This is a genomic window from Pseudomonas sp. NPDC090208 (genome assembly GCF_044746785.1).
GTDB lineage: Bacteria > Pseudomonadota > Gammaproteobacteria > Pseudomonadales > Pseudomonadaceae > Aquipseudomonas.
Genome location: NZ_JBIVCU010000030.1, coordinates 1 through 26,943 on the forward strand (window position 1 = coordinate 1; position 26,943 = coordinate 26,943).

The 26,943-nt window shown below is 63.1% G+C and carries 16 protein-coding genes; 10 read left to right on the forward strand and 6 right to left on the reverse strand.

Annotation, left to right across the window (positions count from 1 at the left end):
- Positions 1-328: 328 nt before the first annotated feature.
- A complete protein-coding gene (locus ACIPL0_RS29965; protein WP_400602347.1) occupies positions 329-1,228 on the reverse strand; it encodes a LysR substrate-binding domain-containing protein in 900 nt (299 codons plus the stop codon).
- 118 nt (positions 1,229-1,346) lie between these two features.
- Here ACIPL0_RS29965 and ACIPL0_RS29970 point away from each other — a divergent pair, with 118 nt between their 5' ends.
- Positions 1,347-2,711, forward strand: coding sequence for an MFS transporter (locus ACIPL0_RS29970; protein ID WP_400602349.1), 1,365 nt, complete (start codon positions 1,347-1,349; stop codon positions 2,709-2,711).
- Positions 2,712-2,729: 18 nt separating this feature from the next.
- Positions 2,730-4,004 (forward strand): glucarate dehydratase family protein, encoded by a 1,275-nt coding sequence (locus tag ACIPL0_RS29975; RefSeq protein ID WP_400602351.1) that lies wholly within the window; start codon positions 2,730-2,732, stop codon positions 4,002-4,004.
- A 288-nt stretch (positions 4,005-4,292) separates the two neighbouring features.
- Here ACIPL0_RS29975 and ACIPL0_RS29980 read toward each other — a convergent pair whose 3' ends face one another.
- Complete coding sequence (locus ACIPL0_RS29980; RefSeq protein WP_400602353.1) at positions 4,293-4,925, reverse strand: response regulator; 633 nt, start codon at positions 4,923-4,925, stop codon at positions 4,293-4,295.
- 31 nt (positions 4,926-4,956) lie between these two features.
- Complete coding sequence (locus ACIPL0_RS29985) at positions 4,957-6,315, reverse strand: cache domain-containing protein (protein WP_400602355.1); 1,359 nt, start codon at positions 6,313-6,315, stop codon at positions 4,957-4,959.
- 384 nt (positions 6,316-6,699) lie between these two features.
- Here ACIPL0_RS29985 and ACIPL0_RS29990 point away from each other — a divergent pair, with 384 nt between their 5' ends.
- From ACIPL0_RS29990 to ACIPL0_RS30015, 6 genes are all read left to right on the forward strand, one after another.
- Positions 6,700-8,760, forward strand: coding sequence for a carbon starvation CstA family protein (locus ACIPL0_RS29990; protein ID WP_400602357.1), 2,061 nt, complete (start codon positions 6,700-6,702; stop codon positions 8,758-8,760).
- Entirely contained in the window at positions 8,760-8,957 is a 198-nt protein-coding gene (locus tag ACIPL0_RS29995) for a YbdD/YjiX family protein (protein ID WP_346831135.1), read from the forward strand. The genes ACIPL0_RS29990 and ACIPL0_RS29995 overlap by 1 nt, the downstream gene beginning before the upstream one ends.
- 320 nt (positions 8,958-9,277) lie before the next feature.
- Complete coding sequence (locus tag ACIPL0_RS30000) at positions 9,278-10,204, forward strand: LysR family transcriptional regulator (RefSeq protein ID WP_400602359.1); 927 nt, start codon at positions 9,278-9,280, stop codon at positions 10,202-10,204.
- Between the two features lie 171 nt (positions 10,205-10,375).
- Positions 10,376-11,620 (forward strand): multidrug efflux RND transporter periplasmic adaptor subunit MexE, encoded by a 1,245-nt coding sequence (mexE, locus tag ACIPL0_RS30005; protein WP_400602361.1) that lies wholly within the window; start codon positions 10,376-10,378, stop codon positions 11,618-11,620.
- Between the two features lie 11 nt (positions 11,621-11,631).
- Positions 11,632-14,820 (forward strand): efflux RND transporter permease subunit, encoded by a 3,189-nt coding sequence (locus ACIPL0_RS30010; RefSeq protein ID WP_400602363.1) that lies wholly within the window; start codon positions 11,632-11,634, stop codon positions 14,818-14,820.
- A complete protein-coding gene (locus ACIPL0_RS30015) occupies positions 14,820-16,241 on the forward strand; it encodes an efflux transporter outer membrane subunit (RefSeq protein WP_400602365.1) in 1,422 nt (473 codons plus the stop codon). The genes ACIPL0_RS30010 and ACIPL0_RS30015 overlap by 1 nt, the downstream gene beginning before the upstream one ends.
- Positions 16,242-16,983: 742 nt before the next feature.
- On the opposite strand, the gene ACIPL0_RS30020 is transcribed toward ACIPL0_RS30015, so the two are convergent.
- The 3 genes from ACIPL0_RS30020 to gspG all read right to left on the reverse strand — a co-directional run bounded on the left by ACIPL0_RS30020 (position 16,984) and on the right by gspG (position 19,788).
- Positions 16,984-17,814: an oxidoreductase gene (locus ACIPL0_RS30020; protein ID WP_400602367.1), complete on the reverse strand. Its 831-nt coding sequence runs from the start codon at positions 17,812-17,814 to the stop codon at positions 16,984-16,986.
- Positions 17,815-18,133: 319 nt separating this feature from the next.
- Complete coding sequence (locus ACIPL0_RS30025) at positions 18,134-19,324, reverse strand: type II secretion system F family protein (RefSeq protein ID WP_400602369.1); 1,191 nt, start codon at positions 19,322-19,324, stop codon at positions 18,134-18,136.
- 5 nt (positions 19,325-19,329) lie between these two features.
- Positions 19,330-19,788: a type II secretion system major pseudopilin GspG gene (gene gspG / locus ACIPL0_RS30030; RefSeq protein WP_400602371.1), complete on the reverse strand. Its 459-nt coding sequence runs from the start codon at positions 19,786-19,788 to the stop codon at positions 19,330-19,332.
- A 207-nt stretch (positions 19,789-19,995) separates the two neighbouring features.
- Here gspG and ACIPL0_RS30035 point away from each other — a divergent pair, with 207 nt between their 5' ends.
- Both ACIPL0_RS30035 and mnxG read left to right on the forward strand, forming a co-directional pair.
- Positions 19,996-20,643 (forward strand): lytic transglycosylase domain-containing protein, encoded by a 648-nt coding sequence (locus ACIPL0_RS30035; protein ID WP_400602373.1) that lies wholly within the window; start codon positions 19,996-19,998, stop codon positions 20,641-20,643.
- A 375-nt stretch (positions 20,644-21,018) separates the two neighbouring features.
- Entirely contained in the window at positions 21,019-26,880 is a 5,862-nt protein-coding gene (gene mnxG, locus ACIPL0_RS30040) for a manganese-oxidizing multicopper oxidase MnxG (protein ID WP_400602375.1), read from the forward strand.
- The last annotated feature ends 63 nt before the right edge of the window (positions 26,881-26,943 follow it).

Below are 26,943 nucleotides of genomic sequence, written 5' to 3' on the forward strand. Positions count from 1 at the left end.
CGCAGGTTGCATTTTCGCTGATGCGCAATCAGAGCGAATACGTTCCTGGGAGATGTTTGGGGAGTACAACCCAAACATAGAATCTCCCACGGCCTGCGGCCAGAATCAAATGCATCCGGTGTCCGCTGAACCGAAGCCGTCGTGCGCCAATCCATTGATCAACACAGAGCCCGTGGGAGGGAGCCCTGCTCGCGAAGGCGTCAGGTCGGACACCTCTATATTGAATGTATCGACGCATTCGCCAGCAAGCCGGCTCCCACGGCCTGCGGCCAGAATCAAAAGCGCGGAGATTCGCCGGGCAGTGTTGTGTCGCCAGACGCTCAGTCCATTACCTGGCCTCCGCCCTGACCGCCGCGCGGATCGCTTCCAGCAGCATCATGCACGCCGGGTTGTCGTTGTCCGAGCGCCAGATCAGGTGCAGCTCGCTTTGCACCCCTTCACCCAGATCGATCTCGCGGAACACCACGTCCTTGAACACCACATTGGTGGCGCAGCGGGGCACCAGCGCCAGGCCAAGGCCGGCGTTGACCAGCGCCAGAATGGTCAGCGACGAACCCAGCCATTGCACGTACTCCGGCGCCACCTGCGCCGAGCGCAAGGTACCGGTGAGCAGTTCGTTGAACGGCGGATAGGCCGAGTGCGAATACATCAGAAACGGCTGGGCATCCAGATCCTGCACGCAGACCGAATCGGCTTGGGCCAGCGGATGATTGCCGGGCACGGCCAGCACGAACGGCTCGCGCACCAGCAACTCGGTCTCATAGCCCGGCTGTAGCAACGGCGCACGGGCGATGCCCAGATCGATGCGCCGTGCGCGCAGGGCTTCATGCTGGGAATAGGTGTTCAGTTCGGTCAGCGAGATTTTCACGTGGGGCTGGTTGAGCCGCGCCTCGGCGATCACTTTCGGCAAAAACTCATACACCGCGCTGCCGACGAAACTGATGGTCACCGAACCGATATCGCCCTCGGCAAAACGCCGGGCAGCGATGGCCGCCTGTTGCGCTCGCTCCAGCAACGTCTGTGCTTCGATAAAAAAGGCGCGGCCAGCAGCGGTCAGGGCCACGCTGCGGGTGCTGCGGGTGAACAGCTCGACACCCAAGTGATGTTCCAGCAACTGGATCTGCCGGCTCAATGGCGGCTGGGTCATGTTCAGGCGCTCGGCGGCGCGGCGAAAATTCAGCTCTGTGGCCACGGTGGTGAAGCAGCGCAATTGGGCCAGCTCGAACATTGATATATTCCGGGTATCAATCGACAGTCAATCTAGATTAGACGGGAACAATATCGGCGTCCATCATCGAGACATCCCCAAGAAAGCCCCCAAAAAAACAATGAACGGGAGTCGCCCCTTGAATACCCTCCAATCCACCGCCGACCCGAGTGCGCTGGCCAGCGCCGCCGCCAAGGTCAAACGGCATGTGCTGCCGCTGTTTGTGGTGATGTTCATCGTCAACTACATCGACCGGGTCAACATCGGTTTCGTGCGCAGCCACATGGAAACCGACCTTGGCATCGGTGCTGCCGCCTATGGCCTGGGTGCCGGGCTGTTTTTCGTCGGTTATGCGCTGTTCGAAGTGCCGTCGAACATGCTCCTGCAACGCTTCGGCGCCCGCGCCTGGCTGACCCGCATCATGTTCACCTGGGGTGCGGCGGCGATGGCCATGGCCTTCGTGCGTGGCGAAACCAGCTTCTATATCCTGCGCTTCGTGCTCGGCGCGGCAGAGGCGGGCTTCTTCCCCGGCATCATCTATTACTTCACCCAGTGGCTGCCGGCCAGCGAGCGCGGCAAGGCCATGGCGATCTTCCTCAGCGGCTCGGCGGTGGCGTCGGTGATTTCCGGTCCGGTGTCCGGCGCCTTGCTCGGCATCAGCGGCCTGAACCTGCACGGCTGGCAGTGGATGTTCCTGATCGAAGGCTTTGCCTCGATTGCCCTGTGCGGTTTCGTCTGGTTCTGGCTGCAGTCCCATCCCCGTGAAGCCAAATGGCTGAGCGAGGAGGAGAAAACCGCGCTGGTGACTGCCATCGACGCTGAGCAACGTGCCCGTGAAGCGGCGCAAGTGGTCAAGCCGTCGCTGTTCAAGCTGCTGGCGGACCGGCAGATCGTGCTGTTCTGCTTCATCTATTTCTCGGTGGCCCTGACCATCTACGGCGCGACCTTCTGGCTGCCGAGCATGATCAAGAAAATGGGCAGCATGAGCGACTTCCAGGTCGGCCTGTTCAACTCGATTCCGTGGATCATTTCGATCATCGCCATGTACGGCTTTGCCGCGCTGGCTGCACGCTTCAAGCACCAACAGGCCTGGGTCGCGCTGACCCTGGTGATCGCCGCTTGCGGCATGTTCGCTTCGACCACCGGCGGGCCGGTATTTGCTTTCGTCGCCATCTGCTTCGCGGCGATTGGCTTCAAGGCCGCGTCGGCGATGTTCTGGCCGATCCCGCAGGGCTATCTGGATGCGCGGATCGCGGCAGCAGTGATCGCCCTGATCAATTCCATCGGCAACCTTGGCGGCTTCGTGGCACCGACCGCGTTCGGCTTTCTGGAGCAGACCACCGGCTCGATCCAGGGCGGTCTGTACGGCCTGGCTGCCACCTCGCTGCTGGCCGCCGTGGTGATCTTTTTCGCTCGCACCACGCCCAAGGGCACACCTTCTGTAGAGCCTGTCGCGCTGCATGGCAGCAACACGCTCAACCCAACCCCACGCCTGAAACCCTGATCGACCGGGAGAAGTCTTTTGAAAATCACACGTGTCACCGTCACCCCGATTGCCTTCCGTGACCCGCCATTGCTCAACGCCAGCGGCATCCATGAACCCTACGCACTGCGCTCGATCATCGAAGTGGAAAGCGACAACGGCTATATCGGTCTGGGTGAAAGTTATGGCGATGCGCCGGCGCTGGCGATCCAGCAGCAGTTGCAGAGCCAGTTGATCGGCATGGACCCGTTCAACCTGGCGCAGCTGCGCGCGGTGGTCAAAGCCACGGTCGCGGCGCACAAACCGGCCAGCATCGCCGGTGCCGAACTGGCCCCCGGTTCCCACGCCAGCAAAGCGGTGAGCAATGCCTACTCGGCGTTCGAAGTGGCGTTTCTCGACTTGCAGGCGCGTTCGATGAACCTGCCGCTGGTGGACCTGCTCGGTGGCGCGGTGCGCGATCAAGTGCCGTTCAGTGCTTACCTGTTCTTCAAATACGCGCAGCATGCCGATTCGCCTTACGCACCGGATAGTTGGGGCGAGGCCCTGAGCGAGGAGCATATCGTTGCCCAGGCGCGGCGGATGATCGAGGCCTACGGCTTCAAGAGCATCAAGCTCAAGGCCGGCGCGCTGGACCCGGAACATGAAGTGGCGTGCATCAAGGCGCTGAAAAAGGCCTTCCCCGGCTACCCGCTGCGCATCGACCCCAACGGCAACTGGTCGCTGGAAACGTCGATCCGCATGGCCGAATTGCTGGGCGACGACCTGCAATATTACGAAGACCCGACGCCGGGGCTGGAGGGCATGGCCGAGCTGCATAAACGCACCGGTCTGGCGCTGGCGACCAACATGGTGGTCACCGATTTCGACGAGTTCCGCCGCAGCGTGGCGCAGAACAGCGTGCAGATCGTCCTCGCCGACCATCATTACTGGGGCGGCCTGCGCGACACCCAGGCGCTGGCGAAAATGTGTGAAACCTTCGGTCTTGGCGTGTCGATGCACTCCAACTCGCACCTGGGCATCAGCCTGATGGCCATGGCCCATGTGGCAGCGGCGGTGCCGAACCTGGATTACGCCTGCGACACCCATTACCCGTGGCAGGAGCCGGACGAGGAAGTGATCAAGGGCGGCAAGCTGCCGATTGTCGACGGCTGCGTGAAGATCACCCGCGACCCGGGCCTGGGTCTGGAACTGGACTACGACCAGCTCGGCAAGCTCAACGACCAGTACCTGACCTGCGGCATCCGCTCACGCGATGACGTCAAGCAGATGCAGAAGTACAAACCGGAGTGGAGGGCGGTGAAACCGCGGTATTGAGCCGCTTCGCTACGGCGTCATGCACATCAAACCTGTAGGAGCCGGCTTGCTGGCGAATGCGTTGTGTCATCCAGCACAGTGTTGATTGAACCATTGCTATCGCGAGCAAGCTCACTCCTACGGTTGTTGTGTGAAAGTGAACATGGCAGCAACGTCCGGCTGCCTCTCGTAGGAGTGAGCTTGCTCGCGATAGTGTCAGGTCGGCCAACACCATGTTGACAGGATAACTGCCATCGTCCGAATGTGGCCCAGAGCAAGCGCGCTCCTACGCGTTGATTGCCAGTGCGGTCACGGCAACAGCAGGCCATGCTCCATCGCGTATTTGACCAGCCCGGCCGGTTTGTCGATGTTCAATTTGCGGCGGATGCTCAGGCGGTGGGTTTCCACGGTGCGGACGCTGATCGCCAGGTCGCGGGCGATGGTCTTGTTGTCCAGGCCTTTGGCCAATCCCACCAGCACCTGCACTTCGCGGGGTGTCAGTTCGTTTTCTTCCGGTTTTTTCGAGATCAGCCTCAGCGTCACTTCGGCGCTGTAGAAGGTGCCGCCGGTGGCAATCGCTTCAATGGCGGCGACGATCTCCCGCGAGGGCGCGTTCTTCAGCACATAACCGCTGGCGCCGGCGCGGATCGAGGTGGCGACGTATTCCTGGTTGTCGTACATGCTCAGCACGAGGATCTTGATCGTCGGGCAGCGCTGGCGGATCAACTGGGTCAGTTCCAGGCCGTTCATGTCCTGCAGGCCGATGTCCACCAGCAGAATGTCCGGCTGCACCTGTTCGCACATGATGAGGGCCTGTGCGGCGTTTTCCGCTTCGCCCACCACCTCGAACAGCGGACGGGTGGAGAGCAGGGCGCGTACGCCGTCGCGGACCAGCGAGTGGTCATCGACCAGGGCAATGCGGATGGTCGGGCTGTCGCTCATGATCGGGTCGAAGTTCCTGTCTGGGTCGGGTTCAGGCGGCGACGCTGACCGGCATGGTCACGGTCAGTTCGCTGTGGCCGGGGACCGAATAAAGATTGAGCTGGCCGTGGAAGTGTTCGACGCGCTCGCGAATATTACGCAATCCGATGCCGCCCTGTATCTCCTGAAACGGCTCGCCGTCGACACGGAAGCCGATGCCGTCGTCGCGCACGCTCAGTTGCACCTGTTTGCGGTTGCCCTGCAGGTCGATGTAGACGTTGTGCGCGTGGGCGTGGCGTTCGACGTTGGTCAGCGCTTCCTGGAGGATGCGGAACAGCGCCACCGGCGCACCTTCGGCGAGTTTCAGGTTGCCCAGGTTGTGGCGGTAATGGATGGTCAGGCCGCTTTGTTGTTCGAACTCGGCCACCAGTTGCGTCACCGCCGCCGCCAGCCCGAGGGTGTCGAGCAGGGAAGGGCGCAGGTCGTGGGAAATGGTCCGCACCTCACCGATGGCCTCGCCCAGCCGTTCGGTGCCGACCCGCAGGGTGTCGAGGCCGCGCGGGTCGTTGCCTTCCAGCTGCAGGGCGGCCAGTTCGAACTGGAACTTGATCGACACCAGCACCTGGCTGATGCCGTCGTGCAGTTCGCGGGACAGCCGCGAACGTTCTTCTTCCTGCAGGTTCATGATGCGCTGGTTGAGCAGTTGCAGCTTGCGGTCGGCCAGTCGGTGTTCGCTGGCATTGAGGGTCACGCCGCAGACGAACACCAGCAACACCGCGATCAGAGCCACGGCGCCGATGTCGAGCATGGTTGCGTAAATGCCCCGTGCCACTTCCTGGCGCGCCTGTTGGGTGGCGCGTTCGACGTCTTCCAGATAAATGCCGGTGCCGAGCATCCAGCCCCAGCGCTTGAGCATCACCACGTGGGCCAGTTTGTCGGTGACCTGGCCGGTGGACGGTTTTTCCCAGGCGTAATGCTGAAAACCGTCGCCGGACTCGGCGCTCTGCAACAACGCGCGAATCACCAGCAGGCCCTGCGGGTCGGTCATGTTCCACAGGTCCTGACCGACCAGCGCGGCCTGGCGCGGGTGCATCAGGTTGCGGCCATTGCGGTCGTAGACGAAGAAATAGCCGTCGATGCCGAAGCTCAGCTTGGACAGTTCTTCCAGCACGCGCTGTTTGGTCTGTTCGTCGTCCTTGCCACTGTCGTAGATCGGTGCCAGCGCGCTCATGGCCATCTCGACGTAGTTTTTCAGCTCGGCGCGTTTGCTGGCGAGGATGCTGTCCTCGATGAGCTGCGCCTGCTGCTCGCCCAGACGCTGGTTCTGCACGATGACCAGTGCGCAGATCACCGCCACGGCGAGAATCAGCGGCAGTATGCCCAGGGCGACGATCTTGTATTTGAGTTGCATGGCAGGCGGTGTCCGGCGGGCGGGTGTTGTTATGGGCGGTATTAGACACGGAACGGGCGCCGACCGCCATGAACGCCGGGCCCCCCTGTAGGAGCTGGCTTGCCCTGCGACCGGCGACGAAGTCGTCGTAAGACCGGTAAACGCGGTGTGCCAGGCATGCATAGTCGTCAGGATTTACGACTGCTGCGCAGCCGGTCGCAGGGCAAGCCAGCTCCTACAGGGGGCCGTGTCATCTGGAGTGCGTCTGCGTAGTTCTACGCAGAAGAAACCGTAGTAGTACGAATTTCTCTGGCTGACAACTGGGTAGATAGTGGCGACGCTCCGGTACCCCGGATCGAACAATAACAAGACGCCGCAGCCATGAGCTTCGGCAGGAGACCCTCAATGACCCGACTGACCAAACACCTGGGTTGGTTTGCCGTTGCTGCCCTCGGGGCATGCGCCTTGGGTGTAGTCGCGCTGCGCCGCGGTGAAGCCATCAACGCCCTCTGGATTGTCGTCGCTGCCGTAGCCATTTATCTGGTTGCCTACCGCTACTACAGTCTGTTCATCGCCAACCGCGTCATGCAACTCGATCCGACCCGGGCCACCCCGGCGGTGCTGAACAATGACGGGCTGGACTACGTTCCGACCAACAAACACATTCTTTTCGGTCACCACTTCGCCGCCATCGCAGGCGCCGGCCCGCTGGTCGGTCCGGTACTGGCTGCGCAAATGGGTTACCTGCCGGGCACGCTGTGGCTGATCGCCGGCGTGGTGCTGGCCGGTGCGGTGCAGGACTTCATGGTTCTGTTCCTGTCCACACGCCGTAACGGCCGTTCGCTGGGCGACATGGTCCGCGAAGAGATGGGCCGCGTTCCCGGCACCATCGCGCTGTTCGGCTGCTTCCTGATCATGATCATCATCCTGGCGGTGCTGGCATTGATCGTGGTCAAGGCGCTGGCTGAAAGCCCGTGGGGCATGTTCACCGTGATGGCGACCATCCCGATCGCGATGTTCATGGGTGTGTACATGCGCTATATCCGCCCGGGCCGTATCGGTGAAATCTCGATCATCGGCGTGGTGCTGTTGCTGCTGTCGATCTGGGCCGGTGGTCAGGTCGCTTCGCACCCTGAGTGGGCGCATGCCTTCACCTTTACCGGTATTCAGATCACCTGGATGCTGGTCGGTTACGGCTTCGTCGCCGCCATGCTGCCGGTGTGGCTGGTGCTGGCGCCGCGCGACTACCTGTCGACCTTCCTGAAAATCGGCACCATCGTTGCCCTAGCGATCGGCATCCTGGTGCTGGCACCAGAGCTGAAAATGCCGGCCCTGACCCAGTTCACCGACGGCACCGGTCCGGTGTGGAAAGGCGCTCTGTTCCCGTTCCTGTTCATCACCATCGCTTGCGGTGCGGTGTCGGGTTTCCACGCGCTGATTTCTTCGGGCACCACGCCGAAACTGCTGGATAACGAGAAGAACGCCCGTTACATCGGTTACGGCGGCATGCTGATGGAATCGTTCGTTGCCATCATGGCAATGGTCGCGGCCTCGGTGATCGATCCGGGCGTGTACTTCGCCATGAACAGCCCTGCAGCGGTTGTCGGTGGTGACGCAGTGGCAGTGGCTCAGACCATCAGCGGCTGGGGTTTTGCCATCAGCCCTGACACCCTGATCGCTACCGCCAAGGACATCGGCGAAAACACCATCCTGGCCCGTGCCGGTGGTGCACCGACCCTGGCCGTCGGTATCGCGCAGATCCTGCACCAGGTGCTGCCGGGTGAGAACACCATGGCGTTCTGGTACCACTTCGCGATCCTGTTCGAAGCGCTGTTCATCCTCACCGCGGTCGACGCCGGTACCCGTGCCGGTCGTTTCATGCTGCAAGATCTGCTGGGCAGCTTCGTGCCGGCCCTGAAGCGCACCGAGTCGTGGACTGCCAACGCCATCGGCACCGGTGGTTGCGTGGCGCTGTGGGGTTACCTGCTGTACCAAGGCGTGATCGACCCGCTGGGTGGCATCAATACCCTGTGGCCGCTGTTCGGCATCTCCAACCAGATGCTGGCCGGTATCGCGCTGATGCTGTCCACCGTCGTGCTGATCAAGATGAAGCGCCAGCAGTACGCCTGGGTCACCATCCTGCCAGCTTCGTGGTTGCTGATCTGCACCGTGTCCGCAGGCTTCATCAAGCTGTTCGACCCAAGCCCGGCCGTCGGTTTCCTGGCCCTGGCGAAGAAGTACAGCGTGGCCGCCGAAGCCGGTCAGATCCTGGCCCCGGCCAAGACTGTCGAGCAAATGCAACACGTGATCTTCAATGCGTACACCAACGCGGCGTTGACTGCACTGTTCCTGTTCGTGGTGCTGAGCATCCTGTTCTACGCGATCAAGGTCGGCCGTGCCGCCTGGGTCAAGAAAGAGCGTAGCGACAAGGAGGCTCCGTTCCAGGCCATGCCGGAAGCGCACTGATGTTCAATGACCTCAGTCGTCTGGGCAAATACCTGGGGCAGGCTGCCCGCCTGATGGTGGGCATGCCGGACTACGACAACTATGTCGAGCACATGCAAAAGACCCACCCGGACCAGCCGGTGATGTCCTACGAAGCGTTCTTCCGCGAACGCCAGGACGCCCGCTACGGCGGCAAGGCCGGTCCGAAGTGCTGTTGACCGGCTGAGTCGCAGCTTTGCTTGAGAAAAAGCGCCACGCCTTGTCGTGGCGCTTTTTTTTGCGCGCCTGCCTACCACGCCCCCCCCGTAGGAGTGAGCTCGCTCGCGATAGCGTCGGATCAGCCAATGCAATGTTGACTGAACCACCGCTATCGCGAGCAAGCTCACTCCTACAGGTTTTGTGGCGTGTGGTGAATAGCGGCACGCCACAAAAGCCGAACTGCTACGGACCGGCGGTCCCCAAACAGACGTTTGCGCTTTGACTTACCCTCGCTGAATTTGCAAATATTACACATGTAATGTAAAGCGAGTTTCCGTCGATGAATCGCAGCGACCTGCGTCATATCAACCTCAATCTGCTGCTGATTTTCGAAGCCCTGATGCACGCCCGCAGTGTGAGTCTCGCCGCCGAGCGCATGTACCTCGGCCAGCCGGCGGTGAGTCTGGCGTTGGGGCGATTGCGTACGCTGTTCAACGATCCGCTGTTCCAGCGCGTCGGGCGTTTCATGGAGCCGACGCCCAGGGCCAGGGAAATTGCGCAATTGCTGGGCCCGGCGCTGGAATCGATTGCCCAGGCAGTGCAGCGTCCTACCGGTTTCGACCCCGCCAGCAGCGACCGCGTGTTTCGCATCGGCCTCAGCGATGACGTCGAATTCGCCCTGTTGCCGCGCTTGCTGCGGCGTATCCGGGCCGAAGCGCCGGGGGTGGCGCTGGTGGTCAGCCGCGCCAATTACTTGCTGATGCCGCGCCTGCTGGCGTCCGGTGAAATCACCGTCGGCGTGGGTTACACCATCGATCTGCCAGCCGCCGCCAAACGGCGCAACCTGCGGGTCACGCGCACGGTGCTGCTGCGCGGCGACGATGCGCCGGGCGAGCTGGATCTGGAACAGTTCTGCGCCAGGCCTCACGCGCTGGTGTCGTTTGCCGGGGGCACGGTGGGCTTTGTCGATGACGCGCTGCGCCGTCTGGGCCGCGAGCGCAAGGTGGTGCTCGCCGTGCCGCATTTCAACAGCCTCGGCGCACTGCTCGAAGGTACCGACATGCTGGCCGCCGTGCCGGACTACGCCGCCGAGGTGTTCACTGCCAATGGTCGGTTGCGCGCCCAGCCTTTGCCGGTGGCGCTGGAAGACCTGGCCGTACACATGGTCTGGACGCTGGACAAGGACAACGATCCGGCCGAGCGCTGGTTGCGTTCGCGGATCAGCATGTTTCTCGGCAACGAGGGCGAAGGCAGCACCTCGTTCTGATCGTTTCAGGATTGTCTAACCTACTGATTTAAAGAGGGTATTGAATATTGCGGATTTGATATTACAACTATCATCTGTAGTGATATCAGCATTGATCGCATTCAATTCGTTCGGGGCGAGAGCCTCGCCGACAATCCGACCACTTTTTTCAATCAGTTGGCGGGCACGGCAATGCAACAGTCACTCACGCTTCTTCGTTATCCCCTTGCGGCATTGGCGCTGGCGATGCTCAGCGCCTGCGACAAGGGCGCATCGGCAACCGCCCAGGCACCCGCAGCACCCAAGGTCGATGTCGCGCAGGTGCTGGAACAGCCGGTGATCGAATGGGACGAAGTCACCGCGCGCCTGGAGGCCCCGGAAACCGTGGAAGTGCGGCCACGGGTGTCGGGCCAGATCGATTCGGTGGCGTTCGTCGATGGCGCGCTGGTGAAGAAGGGCGATCTGCTGTTCCAGATCGACCCGCGTCCTTTCGAAGCGGAAGTACATCGGCTTGAAGCGCAACTGCAACAGGTCAAGGCCACCGTGGCCCGTACCGACGCCGAAGCCCAGCGTGGCGAGCGGCTGCGCACCAACAACGCGATCTCTGCCGAGATCGCCGAGGCACGCAACACCACCGCCCAGGAAGCCCGCGCCAGTGTTGCGGCGACCCAGGCACAGCTGGATCTGGCGCGCCTGAACCTGAGCTTCACCCGCGTCACCGCACCGATCAGCGGCCGCGTCAGCCGTGCCGAAATCACCGCCGGCAACATCGTCAGCGCCGATCAGTCGATCCTCACCCGGCTGGTGTCGACCGACAAGGTCTACGCCTATTTCGACGCCGACGAGCGCGTGTTTCTCAAGTACAACCAGTTGTCCCGCGACGGTAAGCGCAGCGCGTCGACGCCGGTGTACATGGGCCTGTCCAACGAATCGGACAACAAGCACTTGGGGCAGATGAATTTCGTCGATAACCAGGTCAACCCGCGCACCGGCACCATCCGTGGTCGGGCCGTGTTCGACAACAGCGATGGCCGCTACACGCCGGGCCTGTATGCACGTCTGAAGCTGGTCGGCAGCGGCACCTACGCCGCGACGCTGATCAAGGACGAAGCGGTCGGCACCGATCTGGGCAAGAAATTCGTGCTGGTGGTCGACAAGGACAACAAGGCGGTTTATCGCAGCGTCGATCTGGGACCGAAGCTGGAAGGTTTGCGCATCGTGCGCAGCGGCCTGCTCAAGGATGACCGCATCATCGTCAACGGCCTGCAGCGGGTGCGTCCGGGCTCGCCGATCGATCCGCAGATCACGCCGATGGCCAGCGCCGACACCCTCGCGGCACTGGCCGAACAGCGTCAGGCGCTGGAAGCCAGCAATCAGGCTCAAGGCAAAACCGCAGCACCGGCGAAAATCGCCAGCGCCGCCGGCCCGCGCGGCTAAGGGAGACGACCATGAAATTCTCCCGATTCTTCATTCAGCGGCCGATCTTCGCCGCCGTGCTGTCGCTGCTGATCCTGATCGGCGGCGCGATCTCGCTGTTTCAGTTGCCGATCAGCGAATACCCAGACGTGGTGCCGCCGACCGTGGTGGTCAAGGCCAACTTCCCCGGCGCCAACCCGAAAGTCATCGGTGAAACCGTGGCCGCACCGCTGGAGCAGGCGATCACCGGCGTCGAAAACATGCTGTACATGTCGTCGCAATCCACTGCCGATGGCAAGCTCACGCTGACAATCACCTTCGCGTTGGGCACCGATCTGGACAACGCCCAGGTGCAGGTACAGAACCGCGTGACCCGCACCGAGCCGAAATTGCCGGAAGAGGTGACGCGCATCGGCATCACCGTCGACAAGGCCTCGCCCGAGCTGACCCTGCTGGTGCACCTGACTTCGCCGGACAAGCGTTACGACATGCTGTACCTGTCCAACTACGCCACGCTCAACGTCAAGGATGAGCTGGCGCGGCTGAACGGTGTGGGCGACGCGCAGGTCTGGGGGCTTGGCGAATATTCGCTGCGGGTCTGGCTCGATCCGAACAAGACCGCGTCGCGCAATATCACCGCCACCGACGTGGTCAATGCCATTCGCGAGCAGAACCGCCAGGTCGCCGCCGGGCAACTGGGCGCGCCGCCGTCGCCGAGCGACTCCAGCTTCCAGATGTCGATCAACACCCAGGGCCGTCTGGTCACTGAAGAGGAGTTCGAGAACGTCATCGTCCGCGCCGGTCCCGATGGCGAGATCACCCGCGTGCGTGACATCGCCCGGGTCGAGCTGGGCTCCAGCGCCTATGCCTTGCGTGCCCGTCTGAACAACGAGCCGGCGGTGGCCATGCCGATCTTCCAGCGGCCCGGTTCCAACGCCATCGAGGTGTCCAATCAGGTTCGCGCGAAAATGGCCGAGCTGAAGAAGAGCTTCCCCGAAGGCATGGACTACAGCATCGTCTATGACCCGACCATTTTCGTGCGCAGTTCCATCGAAGCGGTGGTGCATACCCTGTTCGAAGCGCTGATTCTGGTGGTGCTGGTGGTGATCCTGTTTCTGCAGACCTGGCGTGCCTCGATCATCCCGCTGGTGGCGGTGCCGGTGTCGCTGATCGGCACTTTTGCGGTGATGCACGTGTTCGGTTTTTCGCTCAACGCGCTGTCGTTGTTCGGGCTGGTACTGGCCATCGGTATCGTGGTCGACGATGCCATCGTTGTGGTGGAGAACGTCGAGCGCAACATCGAGCTGGGCCTGAACCCGGTGGCGGCCACGCAGAAGGCCATGGGCGAAGTGACCGGCCCGATCATCGCCACCGCGCTGGTGCTCTGTGCGGTGTTCGTCCCGGCAGCGTTCATTTCCGGGTTGACCGGGCAGTTCTACAAACAGTTCGCGCTGACCATCGCCATCTCCACGGTGATCTCGGCGTTCAACTCGCTGACTCTGTCGCCAGCGCTGGCCGCCGTGTTGCTCAAGGGCCACGACGCGCCGAAGGACCGTTTCTCGCGGGTGCTGGATGGGCTGCTCGGCTGGCTGTTCCGGCCGTTCAACCGGGTGTTCGAGAAAGCCAGCCATGGCTATGTCGGCACCGTGCGCCGGGTCGTACGCCTGAGTGGCGTGGCGCTGGTGATGTACGCCGGGCTGATCGGCCTGACCTACATCGGCTTTACCACCACGCCGACCGGTTTCGTGCCGACTCAGGACAAGAAGTACCTGGTGACCTTCGCGCAATTGCCGGACGCCGCCAGCCTCGATCGCACGGAAAACGTGATCAAGAAGATGGGCGACATCGCCATGAAAGAACCGGGCTTCGACAGCGCTGTGGCGTTCCCCGGTCTGTCGATCAACGGCTTCACCAACAGCCCCAACAACGGCGTGGTGTTCATCGGCCTGAGTGCGTTCGAAGAGCGCACGGACCCGGGCATGTCTGCGGGCGCCATTGCCGGCTCGCTGAACCAGAAGTTCGCCGGTATCCAGGAAGCGTACACCGCCGTGTTCCCGCCACCGCCGGTGATGGGCCTGGGCACCATTGGCGGTTTCCGCCTGCAGATTCAGGACCGTGGCAACCTCGGTTATGACGCGCTGTACAAGGAAACCATGAACGTCATCACCAAGAGCCGCAGCATTCCGGAACTGGCCAACCTGTTCACCAGTTACACGGTCAACGTGCCGCAGGTGGACGCTGCCATCGACCGCGAGAAGGCCAAGACCCACGGCGTGGCGATCAGCGACATTTTCGACACCCTGCAGGTCTATCTGGGCTCGCTGTACGCCAACGACTTCAACCGCTTCGGCCGCACCTATCAGGTCAACGTCCAGGGCGAGCAATCGTTCCGTCAGGACCCCGAGCAGATCGGCCAGCTGAAAGTGCGCAACGACAAGGGCGAGATGATCCCGCTGGCGACGTTCGTCAAGGTCAGCAGCGTGTCCGGCCCGGACCGGGTCATGCACTACAACGGTTTCATCACCGCCGAAATCAACGGCGGCCCGGCGCCGGGCTACAGCTCGGGCCAGGCCCAGGCGGCAATGGAAAAACTGCTGGCCGAAGAACTGCCACGGGGCATGACCTATGAATGGACCGACCTGACCTACCAGCAGATTCTGTCCGGCAACACCGCGCTGTTTGTTTTCCCGCTGTGCGTGCTGCTGGCGTTCCTGGTACTGGCCGCGCAATACGAGAGCTGGAGCCTGCCGCTGGCGGTGATCCTGATCGTGCCGATGACCCTGCTGTCGGCCATCGCCGGGGTAATCATCGCCGGCAGCGACAACAACATCTTCACCCAGATCGGCCTGATCGTACTGGTGGGGCTGGCGTGCAAGAACGCGATCCTGATCGTCGAGTTCGCCAAGGACAAACAGGACGAAGGTCTGTCGCCGCTGGATGCGGTGCTGGAAGCCTGCCGCATGCGTCTGCGGCCGATTCTGATGACCTCGTTCGCCTTCATCATGGGCGTGATCCCGCTGGTGACATCGTCCGGCGCCGGTTCCGAAATGCGTCATGCCATGGGCGTGGCGGTGTTCTCCGGCATGTTGGGCGTGACCTTCTTCGGTCTGCTGCTGACTCCGGTGTTCTTCGTTCTGATCCGCAACTTCGTCGAACGTGGCAAGGCGCGCAAGGCCGCCCGGGCCCATGCTTCGGCCGCTCTGAATCCGGAGGCGCACTGATGAGCCTGTTGAAACTGTTCACCCCGAGCCTGCTGGCGCTGGCTTTGGCGGCCTGTGCGGTCGGCCCGGACTACAAGACCCCGGACACGCCGGACGCTACTGTCGTTTCGGCACAGGCCGGCAGTTATGACCGCAGCCATTTCGAAAGCCTGTGGTGGCAGCAGTTCGACGACCCGACGTTGAATCAACTGGTCAGCCGGTCGTTGCAGGACAACCGCGATCTGCGCGTCGCTTTCGCCCGCTGGAAATCGGCGCGGGCGATCCGCGACGACATCAGCAACGACGCGCTGCCGGTGGTCACCAGCCGCGCCAGCAGCCAGTTGGGCAGGGCGCAGGTGCCGGGGCAGACCGAACAGCGGGTCAATATCGAGCGCTACGACCTGGGGCTGGACATGGCCTGGGAGATCGACCTGTTCGGACGGATCCAGCGCGAGCTGGAAGCCAGTACCGCGCAGCAGGATGCGGCGCTGGCCGACCTCGATCAGTTGCGGGTGAGCATGATTGCCGAGTTGGCCGATGCCTACGGTCAGCTGCGCGGTGCGCAATTGCGCGAGAAGATCGCCCGCAACAACCTGAAGAACCAGCAGGATTCCCGTGGCGTCACCGTGCAACTGCGCGATGAAGGGCTGGGCAACGATATCGACGTGGTGCGCGCCGATGCGCGGCTGGCGGCGGTGGAGGCGAGCATTCCGGCGTTGCAGGCCGAGCAGGTGCATCAGCGCAACCGCATCGCCACCTTGCTGGGCGAGCGTCCGGAGCAATTGAGCGTGGACCTGGCGCCCAAGGAGCTGCCGGCGATCTCGAAAAACCTGCCGGTGGGCGACCCCGGCCAATTGCTGCAACGGCGCAGTGACGTGCGCAGCGCCGAACGGCAACTGGCGGCGGCGACGGCGAATGTCGGGGTTGCCACGGCGGACCTGTTCCCACGGGTCAGCCTCAGCGGTTTTCTCGGGTTTACCGCAGCGCGGGGTTCGCAACTCGGTTCGGGGGCGGCGCAGGCCTGGGGGCTGGGCCCGAGCATTACCTGGGCGGCGTTCGACCTGGGCAGCGTACGGGCCCGCCTGCGTGGCGCCAAGGCGGAGGCGGAGGGTTCGATGGCGCACTATGAGCAGACCGTGTTGCTGGCGCTGGAGGAAACCGACAATGCCTTCAGTGATTACAGCAAGCGTCAGCAGCGATTGCAGTCGCTGGTGCGGCAGAGCGAGTCCAGCCGCAAGGCCGCCGACCTCGCCGAGATCCAGTACCGCGAAGGCACCGCCGACTACCTGATCCTCCTCGACGCCCAACGCGAACGCCTGGCCGCCGAAGATGCCCAGGCGTCCGGAGAAACCGACCAATACCGGGCCATCGTCGCCATCTACAAGGCACTGGGTGGCGGCTGGGATGCCACGGGGCAGGTGGGTCAGCCAGCGCGGTTGTGATTGAACCGACGCTATCGCCCGAATGCTGCCCAGACCAAGCGCGCTCCTACGGTATGGAGTTTTCGAAATTCCTGTGCACACCCCGAGTCATTGTAGGAGTGAGCTTGCTCGCGATGGCGGATTGTCAGACGACATCGGTGCGATTGAACGAACGCAATCGCGAGCAAGCTCACTCCTACATGGCCGGTGCCGGGCTGAGATGTACCTGACACCACAAAACCTGTGGGAGGGAGCCCTGCTCGCGAAGGCGTCACACCAGCCAATGTGGTGCTGACTGACCCACCGCCATCGCGGGCAAGCGCGCTCCTACGGGGCCGGTGTCGGGCTGAGCTGCACCTGACACCACAAAACCTGTGGGAGGGAGCTCTGCTCGCGATGGCGTCAGGCCAGTCAATGTTGTGCTGACTGACCCACCGCCTTCGCGGGCAAGCCCGCTCCTACATGGCCGGTGCCGGGCCGAGCTGCACCTGACACCACAAAAACTGTGGGAGGGAGCTCTGCTCGCGAAGGCGTCAGGCCAGTCAATGTTGTGCTGCTGACCCGACGCCTTCGCGGGCAAGCCCGCTCCCACATGGCCGGTGCCGGGCCGAGTTGCACCTGACACCACAAAATCCGTGGGAGGGAGCTCTGCTCGCGAAGACATCAGTCCAGTCAATGTTGTGCTGACTGATCCACCGCCTTCGCGGGCAAGCCCGCTCCCACAGGGCCGGTGCCGGGCTGAGATGTGCCTCACACCACAAAGTCAGCTTTGGAAGTCGGTCGACCGTGCCACGCTTTCCCAGGCTTTCAGGTCGGCATTCACATGCTCATGCTTGATGCCGATCTGCGCCACGGTGTCGCTGCCCAGCGGCAGGCGGCGGGGCGGGTTTTCGGCGTTGGCCAGGGTGATGAAGGCGTCGGCCAGACGGGTCGGGTCACCGGGCTGGGCGTGGTTGGCATCGGCGGCGAAGCTGCGCATGGCGCCCACGGTGTCGGCGTAGTCGTCGATGATGGCCTGGGTACTGATCAGCGATTGCTCATCGAGGAAGTCGGTGCGGAAGAAGCCCGGTTGCACCACGGTGACGTTGATGCCCAGCGGCTTGAGTTCGATGTACATCGCATCGCTCAGGCCCTCCACGGCGAACTTGGTCGAACCGTACACGCCCCAACCGGTAAACGCGTCATAACCGCCGATGGACGAGATGTTGATGATGTGCCCGCTGCGACGCTGGCGCATGTGCGGCAGCACGGCGCGGGTGACTTTCAGCAGGCCGAAGACGTTGGTGGCGTAGACGTTTTCCACTTCCTGGCTGCTGGATTCTTCCACCGCACCCAGCAGACCGTAACCGGCATTGTTGACCAGAATGTCGATATGCCCGAAACGCTCGACCCCGGCGGCAACGGCGTCGATGGCGTCCTGTTCGCGGGTCACGTCCAGGCGGGTCGCCAGCAGGTTGGGGTGGTCGCCGAAACGGGCGATGACATCGGCCGGCTTGCGTGCGGTGGCGATGACCGCGTCGCCTTGTTGCAGGGCCTTTTCAGTGATCAGAGCGCCGAAGCCACGGGATGCGCCAGTAATGAACCAGACTTTCATGCTGTCTTCCTCGAAGTGTGGCCGCGTTGTGCGGGCCGTTGAGGAAGATCTTAGGGGCAGAGGACTGTGTTGATAATCGCCATAAAGGTGCATGCAGTGCTGCCATGAATTCAGCAATGGAACGCAATCCCTGTAGGAGCTGGCTTGCCCTGCGACCGGCTGCGCAGCAGTCGTAGATCCGATAAATGCGGTGCGTCAGACAGACCGCGTGCGCAGGTTTTACGACGACTTCGTCGCCGGTCGCAGGACAAGCCAGCTCCTACAAAAGATCGCGGGGCACGCCAGCGCGTGCAGGGGGGCGTAGAGCGCGCCGATCACCTCAATGAATACTCGACGCCAGTTCAAAGATCGGGATGTACATCAGGATCACGATCAGGCCGATCAGCAAGCCGATAAAGGTCATCAGCAACGGCTCGAACAGACGCACGAACCATTCGATCCAGCGGCTGATTTCTTCGTCGTAGAAATCCGCGGTGCGCTCCATCATCTGGCCCAGATTCCCCGATTGTTCCCCGGCGCGCAGCATGCGCAGCGATACCGGCGTGGCGAGGTTGTTCTGCTCCAGCGCCACCGACAGCGCCTGACCTTCGCGGATGCGTTCGCTGGCCTGGTCCAGGCGGATTTGCGAGGCGCTGCCCAGCAGGTTGCGGACCATGCCCATGGCGGTGAGGATCGGGATACCGCCTTGCAGCAGAATCCCCAGCGAGCGATAGAACCGCGCCAGCTCGTACATGAACACCCGCTGATGCACGGTGGGTACCCGTTCGATGGTGCGGTTGAACGCCAGGCGGAAACGCCGCTGGCGCACCAGCACCGCCATGCCGATGATGAACGCGGCCAGGCCCATGGCGAAGTCCATCTGGTGGGCGTGGAGGAACATCCCGGTTTCCATCAGCACCCGCGACAGCCACGGCAGATTCGAACCCAGCCCTTCGAACACCAGGCTGAAGCGCGGCACCACGTAACCCATCAGGAACAGCACCACCGCGCCGCCGACGATCAACAGCAGCATCGGGTAGACCGAGGCGCTGACGATGCGCTGGCGCACTTCGTCCATGCGCTTGCGGTACGACACATAACGGCCCAGCGCCTCACCGACCGCGCCGGTCTTTTCACTGGACTGCACCAGCGCCACGTACAAAGTGGGGAATACCGCCGGAAACTGGGTCAAGGCCTGGGAAAACGATTTGCCTTCATATAGAAGCCGCACCAGCCCGCCGAGGGTCTTGCGCGCCTGGGGCGCGGTTTCCTTTTCCGCCAGACTCTCCAGCGCGTCGATCAACGGCAACCCGGCGTTGAGCAGGGTGGTCAGTTCCTGGCTGAACAGCACCAGGTTGAAATTTTCCGGGCGCCGCCAGCCACGGATCTCCCAGCGCGATTCGGCGCGCACGTTGAGCACGCGCATGCCCTGGGCTTCCACCATGCCCTGGGCGTCGATCGAACTGTCGGCATCCATCGCCAGGGACAAGACTTCGCCGCGCTTACCCACGGCCTTGATCGTATATTTCATGGTCGTCACTGCCAGTTGGTGACTTCAGCGTCTTCGCCCTCGCCACCGGGCTGACCATCCTTGCCCATCGACATCAGGTCGTACTCGCTGTTCTCGCCGGGGTAGCGGTAGATGTAGTTACGGCCCCAAGGGTCCTGCGGCACGGCTTTTTGCAGATACGGCCCGGTCCAGCGGGTTTCTTCGGCCGGTGCCGTGACCAGCGCCTGCAGGCCCTGTTCGGTGGTGGGGTAATGGCCCACTTCCAGGCGGTACAGGTCCAGCGCCTTGGACAGGCCCTCGATCTGCGCCTTGGCGACCTTGGCCTGGGAACGTCCCAGCTGGCTGAAATATTTGGGCGCGACGATGCCGGCCAGCAAGCCAAGCACCACCAGTACCACCAGCAGTTCGAGCAGGGTGAATCCCTGTTGTCGACGGGCTGCCGGGTGTTGACGACGGGACTGCGCACAACGGGTGAAAATCCCCATGGGAACCTCCGCAAACTGGGTTGTCCCAAGGGCTCATGCAATTGCCGTGCGCGCCACGGGCCCCGGCCTTGAGCTTTTTCTGCGGGCCCGCTGGGCCGCGCCTTTGCGCCGGGTGCAAGTCCGGCACAGCCTTTGCTCCCACCCCTTTCGTGGCACCGCAGTTGGGGAATAACCCCCAGTTTTAGCGTCGTGCCCGAGGAGGCACGGATGGACCTTGAGCGTACGTTCAGAGGCGTGTTGCTTACGCTGTGCATATTGCCGCTGGCCGCCCAGGCCGACGTGTACATCTCGAAGGGGCCGAACGGCGGCTACATCATTTCCAACGTCAAACGGGCCGGCCGTGACGTGCAGCAGGTGTACCGCGAGCCGGTGTCGCTGGCCCCAGTGGCGACGGCGGTGGCTGCCGCCAGTGGCAGTGACGAAAAAAGCATGAGCATCAGTCTGCGGCCCTATGCCCGGGAGGTCTCGGAGGCGGCGGCCAGCAACGATCTGCCGCCTGAGCTGATCCACGCGGTGATCCGCAGCGAATCGGCCTACAACCCGTCGGCGCGCTCGCCCAAGGGCGCGGCAGGGCTGATGCAATTGATGCCCGACACCGCCCGCGACATGGGGGTCGACAACGTCTGGGACCCGACCGCCAACATCCAGGGCGGGGCCAAATACCTCAAACAGCTGATGGTGATGTTCGACAACGACATCTCCCTCGCCGTGGCCGCCTACAACGCCGGCCCCGCAGCGGTGAGCAAGCGCGGCAACGTCATCCCGCCGTTCGCCGAGACTCAGCGTTATGTGCCGGATGTGCTGCGCGATTACCACCGCCTGCTGGGCGATGCGAACCCGGCGGTGACCAATTGAACAATCATTTTGCGCAATCCCTTGTAGGCGCTGGCTTGCCCTGCGACCGGCTGCGAAGCAGTCGTAAATCCGATAAATGCGGTGTGTCAGACAGACCGCATGCACAGGTTCTACGCCTGCTCCGCAGCCGGTCGCAGGGCAAGCCAGCTCCTACAGGATGCGCGTTGGCAAGCCGGATCTGGGGCTTGTCGAGCCAGTGGGGCATTTCCCCACTTCCGGGGACTGGCCGTTGTTGGCAATTGTTGTCATTCCCCCAATTGTCAGATGTTTGCGTGTAACTGCTTGATTTTAAAGAGTTGAATTTGTGGCACGGTCATTGCTAAAGCTCTTTTACGTGCAGTTCTGTATCCGATCCGTTACGGAGGACCCGTCACGATGAAGCGGCTCAACTCATCCCGTTTGCTCAATTTCCTGCTGTCAGCGGGCGCCTTGCTGGCGGTCGAAGACACGGTCGAAGCAGCTGTACGCTGCGAGCGCAATCTGGTGGCCAATGTCGTGGCCCTGGATCAGCCCCTGATGTACAACCGCCTCGGCGCGCAGAATGCCAACGGCATGATCTATGCGCTGCGTGGCGATGTGGTCGATGAAAATAACGTGCTGTTGACCCAGGGCGGCGCCGCAGTGCCGGGCCGGGTGTCGTTGCGCCCGGACAAGCGTCCGCGGCCGATGGTGTTGCGTGTGGCGGCCGGGGATTGCCTGACGGTGACCCTGCAGAACCTGCTGGCGCCCCAGGCCAACCCCAACAGCGATGGTTTTGAACCCGAGGAGCCTGAAGGCGGCGAGGGTGAAGAGGGCGAGAACGCAGCGCAACCGTCTGGCGGCGGCATGCCTCACGAGTTCGTGGTCAATGACCAGGTCAGCGAGCGCTACGTAGGCTTCTCGGTCAACGGCATGCAGGCGGTGAACAGCATCGCCGACATGTCGTCCAACGTCGGGCGTAACGGCAATTTCCTGCTGGCCCCCGGCGCCACTCGCTCCTACACCCTGTATGCCGAACGCGAAGGCGCGTTCAACGCCAACAGTCAGGCCGCCACCTTCGGCGGTGAAGGCACCTCCGGCAACATGGCCAACGGCCTGTTCGCCCAGGTGGTGGTGCTGCCGAAGGGTGCGCGCGCCTATCGCAACGTGCTCAACGAAGAGGAAATGCGCCTGGCCAGTGTCGGCCGTGCGCCGACCGGTCAGCCGATCGTCGATTACGAAGCCCGTTATCCGGATCGCCAACCCTGGACCACAGAGGGCAAGGCCGGCAAACCGATCATCAACATGGTCAACGGCAACGAAATCATCAACAGCGAAACCGATGCCGTGGTCATGGGGCCCAACACCGACGGCAGCTTTCCGCCGTCGACCTACCCGCTGGAAAGCATCGGCAAGCGCAACCCGGCGTACCCCAACCGGCTGGAGCCATTCCGTGACTTCGCTGCCGTGTTCAACGACGAATCGGCGGTGACCCAGGCGTTCCCCGGCTATTTCGCCGACCCGGTGTTCGGCCACATGCTGGAGCCGACCCGCGACGCCTTCATGATCAACTATGGCTCCGGCGGCATCGGTGCCGAGGTGATCGCCAACCGTCTGGGCGTGGGGCCGATGCACGACTGCCTGTCGTGTGCCTATGAAGAATTCTTCCTCAGTTCCCACACCGTCGGCGACATCGGCATGCTGGTGGACGTACCGGCCAACGTCGGCCTGGAAAGCATTCTGCCCGGTCAGGTGCCGCCCAAGGATGCCACCGGCATCAAGGCGAGCATGGCGCTGTATCCGTCGGAACCGTCCAACGTCAACCACAGCTACATCGGTGACATGGTCAAGATCCGCAACACCCATAACGGCAAGGAACAGCACATCTTCCACCTGCACGGGCACCAGTGGCTGTTCAACCCCAACGACGACAACTCCGACTACATGGATGCCCAGGGCATCGGGCCGGGTGTCGGCTACACCTACGAAATCGCCAACGGCGGTTCGGGCAACCGCAACCGGGTGTCGGGCGACGCGATCTATCACTGCCACTTCTATCCGCACTTTGCCCAGGGCATGTGGACCATGTGGCGCGTACACGACGTATTCGAGGAGGGAACCAAGCTGGCTGTTTCCCAGGCCAGCAACGATGGGTTCCACACCACTCCGTTTGCCTTGCGCAGCGGTAAACCGGCTGCGGGTGCCCGCGCATTGCCGGACGGTGAAATCGTTGCGGGCACACCAATTCCGGCCATCGTGCCGTTACCGGGCAAGGCCATGGCGCCGATGCCGGGCAAGGTTGCCGTGGTCCCCAAACTCGGCGAGCTGGTGGCGGCCAATGACGACGCCGACGACGAGGATGACGATGACGACGACGCTCATCAGACCAGCGGCGGCGGTCAGCAAGTGATCGGCTCGGTGGTGCTGGTCGACCGCAGTGAAGCCAACCGCAACGCCGATGGCTCGCTGAAAAACCCTGGCTATCCGTTCTGGATCGGCGGTATGGAAAGCACCGTCGGCCAGCGTCCGCCAACCCCGCCGCTGGACATGCTCGATGCCGCCAAGGCCCAGGCCCTGCGCAGCAGCGGCAATGCCCTGTGGGCCAACCTTGACCCGCTGCAATCCGGTGGCTGGGACGGCGGTCTGCCGCGCCATGCACTGGACGGCGTGGCGGCTGGCGGCGAGGCGCAAACCGTGACCACGGTCACCGACCTGTCGAAGGTCGTACACAAGGCCAAGGCGGTGTTCATGCCGGAAGAGGGCACGGATGTCGAACAGGCCGCCATGCGCTTCCATGCCAAGGCCGATCACCCGAGTTTCGCCCTGCTGCCCGGCAAACAGTTCGTCGCCAAGGCGTTCCGTACCAACGGTGCCTTGCCGGTGGCCGGCGCACCATTCTATGAACCGTGCATGGACGACACCGGCAAGCGCCTGACCACGGCCGCCGGCAGCGGCACCTTCCACAGTGGCGAAAGCACCAGCGGCATGTCGTTCACCGGCTCTTCGCCGTACAGCGCCGACCGGCCACGGGTGTACAAGGCCGCCAACCTGCAATTCGACGCGGTGTACAACAAAGTCGGCTATCACTTCCCGCAGGCGCGCATCCTGGCGCTGTGGGAAGACGTCTGGCCGGTGATCAACAAGCAGCGTCCGCCGGAACCGCTGGTGATGCGCATCAACACCTTCGACTGCGTGATGTACCAGCAGACCAACCTGATCCCCAACTATTACGAGCTGGATGACTATCAGGTGCGTACGCCGACCGACGTGATCGGCCAGCACATTCACCTGCCAAAATGGGACCTGACCGCAGCCGACGGTTCGGCCAACGGCTGGAACTACGAAGACGGCCTGCTTTCGCCGGCTACCGTGGTCGAGCGCATCCATGCCATCCGTTCCTTCAACCAGTGCACCGACGTCGACCCGCGCGACGGCACGCAAGCCTGTCCGAAAGCCAAGGCACACCCGTATTTCGGGCAGTACGGCCGCGCCGATTGGCTCGGTGCGCGCACGGCCATGCAGCGCTGGTTCGCCGACCCCGTGGTCAACACCAAAGGCGTCGACCGTGGCCTGGGCACCATCTTCACCCACGACCACCTCGGCCCGTCGACCCACCAGCAACTGGGCCTGTACGCCACCGTGCTGGCCGAACCGGCCGGTTCCACCTGGTTCCACTCGGAAACCGGCGAGCAGCTGTACAGCGGCGCCCGTCAGGACGGCGGTCCGACCTCATGGCAGGCGGTGATCACTACCGGCGATCTGGACGGCGACGGCAAGAACGACAGCTATCGCGAGTTCTTCATGGAATACAGCGACTTCGTGCATGCCTATGAAGCCGGGGTGTATGTCGGTGCCGGCCCCAATGGTGTGCCGAACGGCCAGGCCTTCCCGGTCAGCGCCAACACCTTCCGCTATGCGATCAACCCGCCAGGGCGCAAGGCGGCAGCGAACCTGCTGGATTCGGTGCTGGAAGCCGGCAGCGGCGAGCTGGAAGGCTGCCCGCTACGGCCTTGTCCGCAAGCGATTTCGGTGGATGATCCGGGCATCTTCGTCGTCAACTATCGGCACGAGCCGGTCGGGTTACGGATCTATGACCCGAACCGCACGGCGCCGGACGGCAAGCCGGGCATGCAGGCAGCAGGCCTGGCCGGTGATCTGGCCTACGCCCTGCAAACCCGTACCGACCGTGCAATTCCGGCGCTGAACCTGGCCCCGAGCGCGATCACTCAGGCCACCGGACCGACCGGCGGCGTGACCCGGTTCCCGCCGCACATCAACCGTGGCGGCGACCTGCCGGGTGACCCGTTCACGCCGATGTTGCGCACCTATACTGGCGACAATGTGCGGCTGCGCCTGCATGCTGGCGGCCATGAGGAGGAGCACAACGTGACCCTGCACGGCGTGAAGTGGCTGCAGTCCGGTACCGGTTTCGGCAACAGTTCGAACTCCGGCTGGAAGTCTTCGCAAATGGTCGGCATCTCCGAACAGATGGGCTTCAACGCGCCGATTTCCACGATGTCCAGCGCGGCCAGCGATACCGGCGACTATCTGTACTCGATGGATGCGTCCCTGGAGGGTTACTGGAACGGTATCTGGGGCATCATGCGCAACTACGGTTCGCAGCGTAACGACCTGTTCGCTCTGCCAAACAACCCGAAACCGGTGATCGGGCGCAATACCACCGCGTTCGACGGCGTTTGCCCCCGTGTCACTACCAATGCCAACGGTGTCGGCACCCGGCCAACCGTCCAGCGCAACTTCGAAGTGGTGGCAGCGCTGGCCAACGACATCCTCGGCAATCCGCTGAACCTGACCATCGGCGATGCGCCGGGGCAGGGCCAGCACGTCGGTGCGCCGCTGAATGCGGCCGGTGGCACGCTGGTCTACAACAAGCGGGCGACCACCATCCCGCAAGCCACGGTGACCGACGAGGAAACCGGCCTGACCCTGACCATCGGTGGCCAGTCCGGACCGCTGCACGATCCGACCGCGATCATGTTCGTGCGCAAGGCCGACCTCGACCCGGTCACCGGCAAGCTGAAAGCCGGTGTCCCCATCGAGCCGCTGATGCTGCGCGCCGCTGCCGGTGACTGCATCAACGTGACCCTGGAAAACCGCCTGCCGAGCGCGATGCCCGACCTGCCGAGCTACGCGGTGATGGCCGGCACGGTCAAACGCGACCGCAACAGCGGCCAGGGCTCGACCACCTTCAACAACAATCTGATGCGGCCGTCGAGCCATGTCGGCATGCACTCGCAGTTGCTGGCCTACGACATCACCAAATCGGACGGCTTCAACGTCGGCCTCAACCCGATCCAGACTGTGGCCCCACGGGTGGGCACCTCGGGCGCCTGGCCGACCCGCACCTATCAGTACTACGCCGGCCATCTGGAACGTGAAGGCAAACCGGTGTCGCAACTGGGCCGTGCGGTCGACAACATCAACAGCACGCCTGTGGAGTTCGGTGGTTTCAACCTGACCCCGGCGGACATGATCAAACAGCCGCAGAAAGGCCTGGCCGGTGCCATGACCATCATGCCGTTCGGTGCGACCTGGACCGAGGACAGCCGTTCCCGTGCCAACGCCACGGTCAACGTCACCGGGCAGAGCGCCTACCGGGACTTCATGCTGGTCATGCAGAAGTCGCTGAACATGCGCTGGGCCAATGGTCGGCCGGTGGAAAACCTGGCGGCGGAAGGCAACGGTGTGCCGGCCGACCCGCAGGACAACTCCGGCATGGCGATCAACTACCGCACTGAGCCGCTGTGGTATCGCTTCGGCCTGGCCCCCGATGCGCCGTTCGGACATGCCGACGGCCATGGCTTCGCCGATGTGCCCAACGCGCACATGGCCTACAGCAACGCGCTGGTCGGCGGCGATCCGGAGACGCCGGTGTTGTACGCCAAGCCGGGGCAACCGTTCCGCACTCACCTGACCGTACCGGGTGGTGGCAGTCGCGGTACTACGTTCCAGCTCGACGGGCATGTCTGGCCGACGGCGCCGTACCAGGCCGAGAAGTCCGACACCGGCGGTTACCCGATGGCAACGTCTGGGGTGGGTTCGGTGCGCTTTGCCTATAACCCGATGTCGCTGTACATCGGCGCCCAGGAAAGCCTGCTGCCGGCGGCACATTTCAGTCTCATGTTCCCGAGTGCCGGGGGCGCCAACGCCGTACCGGGTGATTACCTGTTCCGCGACTATGCCGGGTTCGGCAACGTCTCGGGCCTGTGGGGCATCCTGCGGGTGACCAACGATCCAGAACCAGCCGTGGCGCAGTAGGGCCCGGAGACCAGACGAAGAGGCCGGCCTGTACAAGAACAACAGGGGCCGGCCCGACCCAAC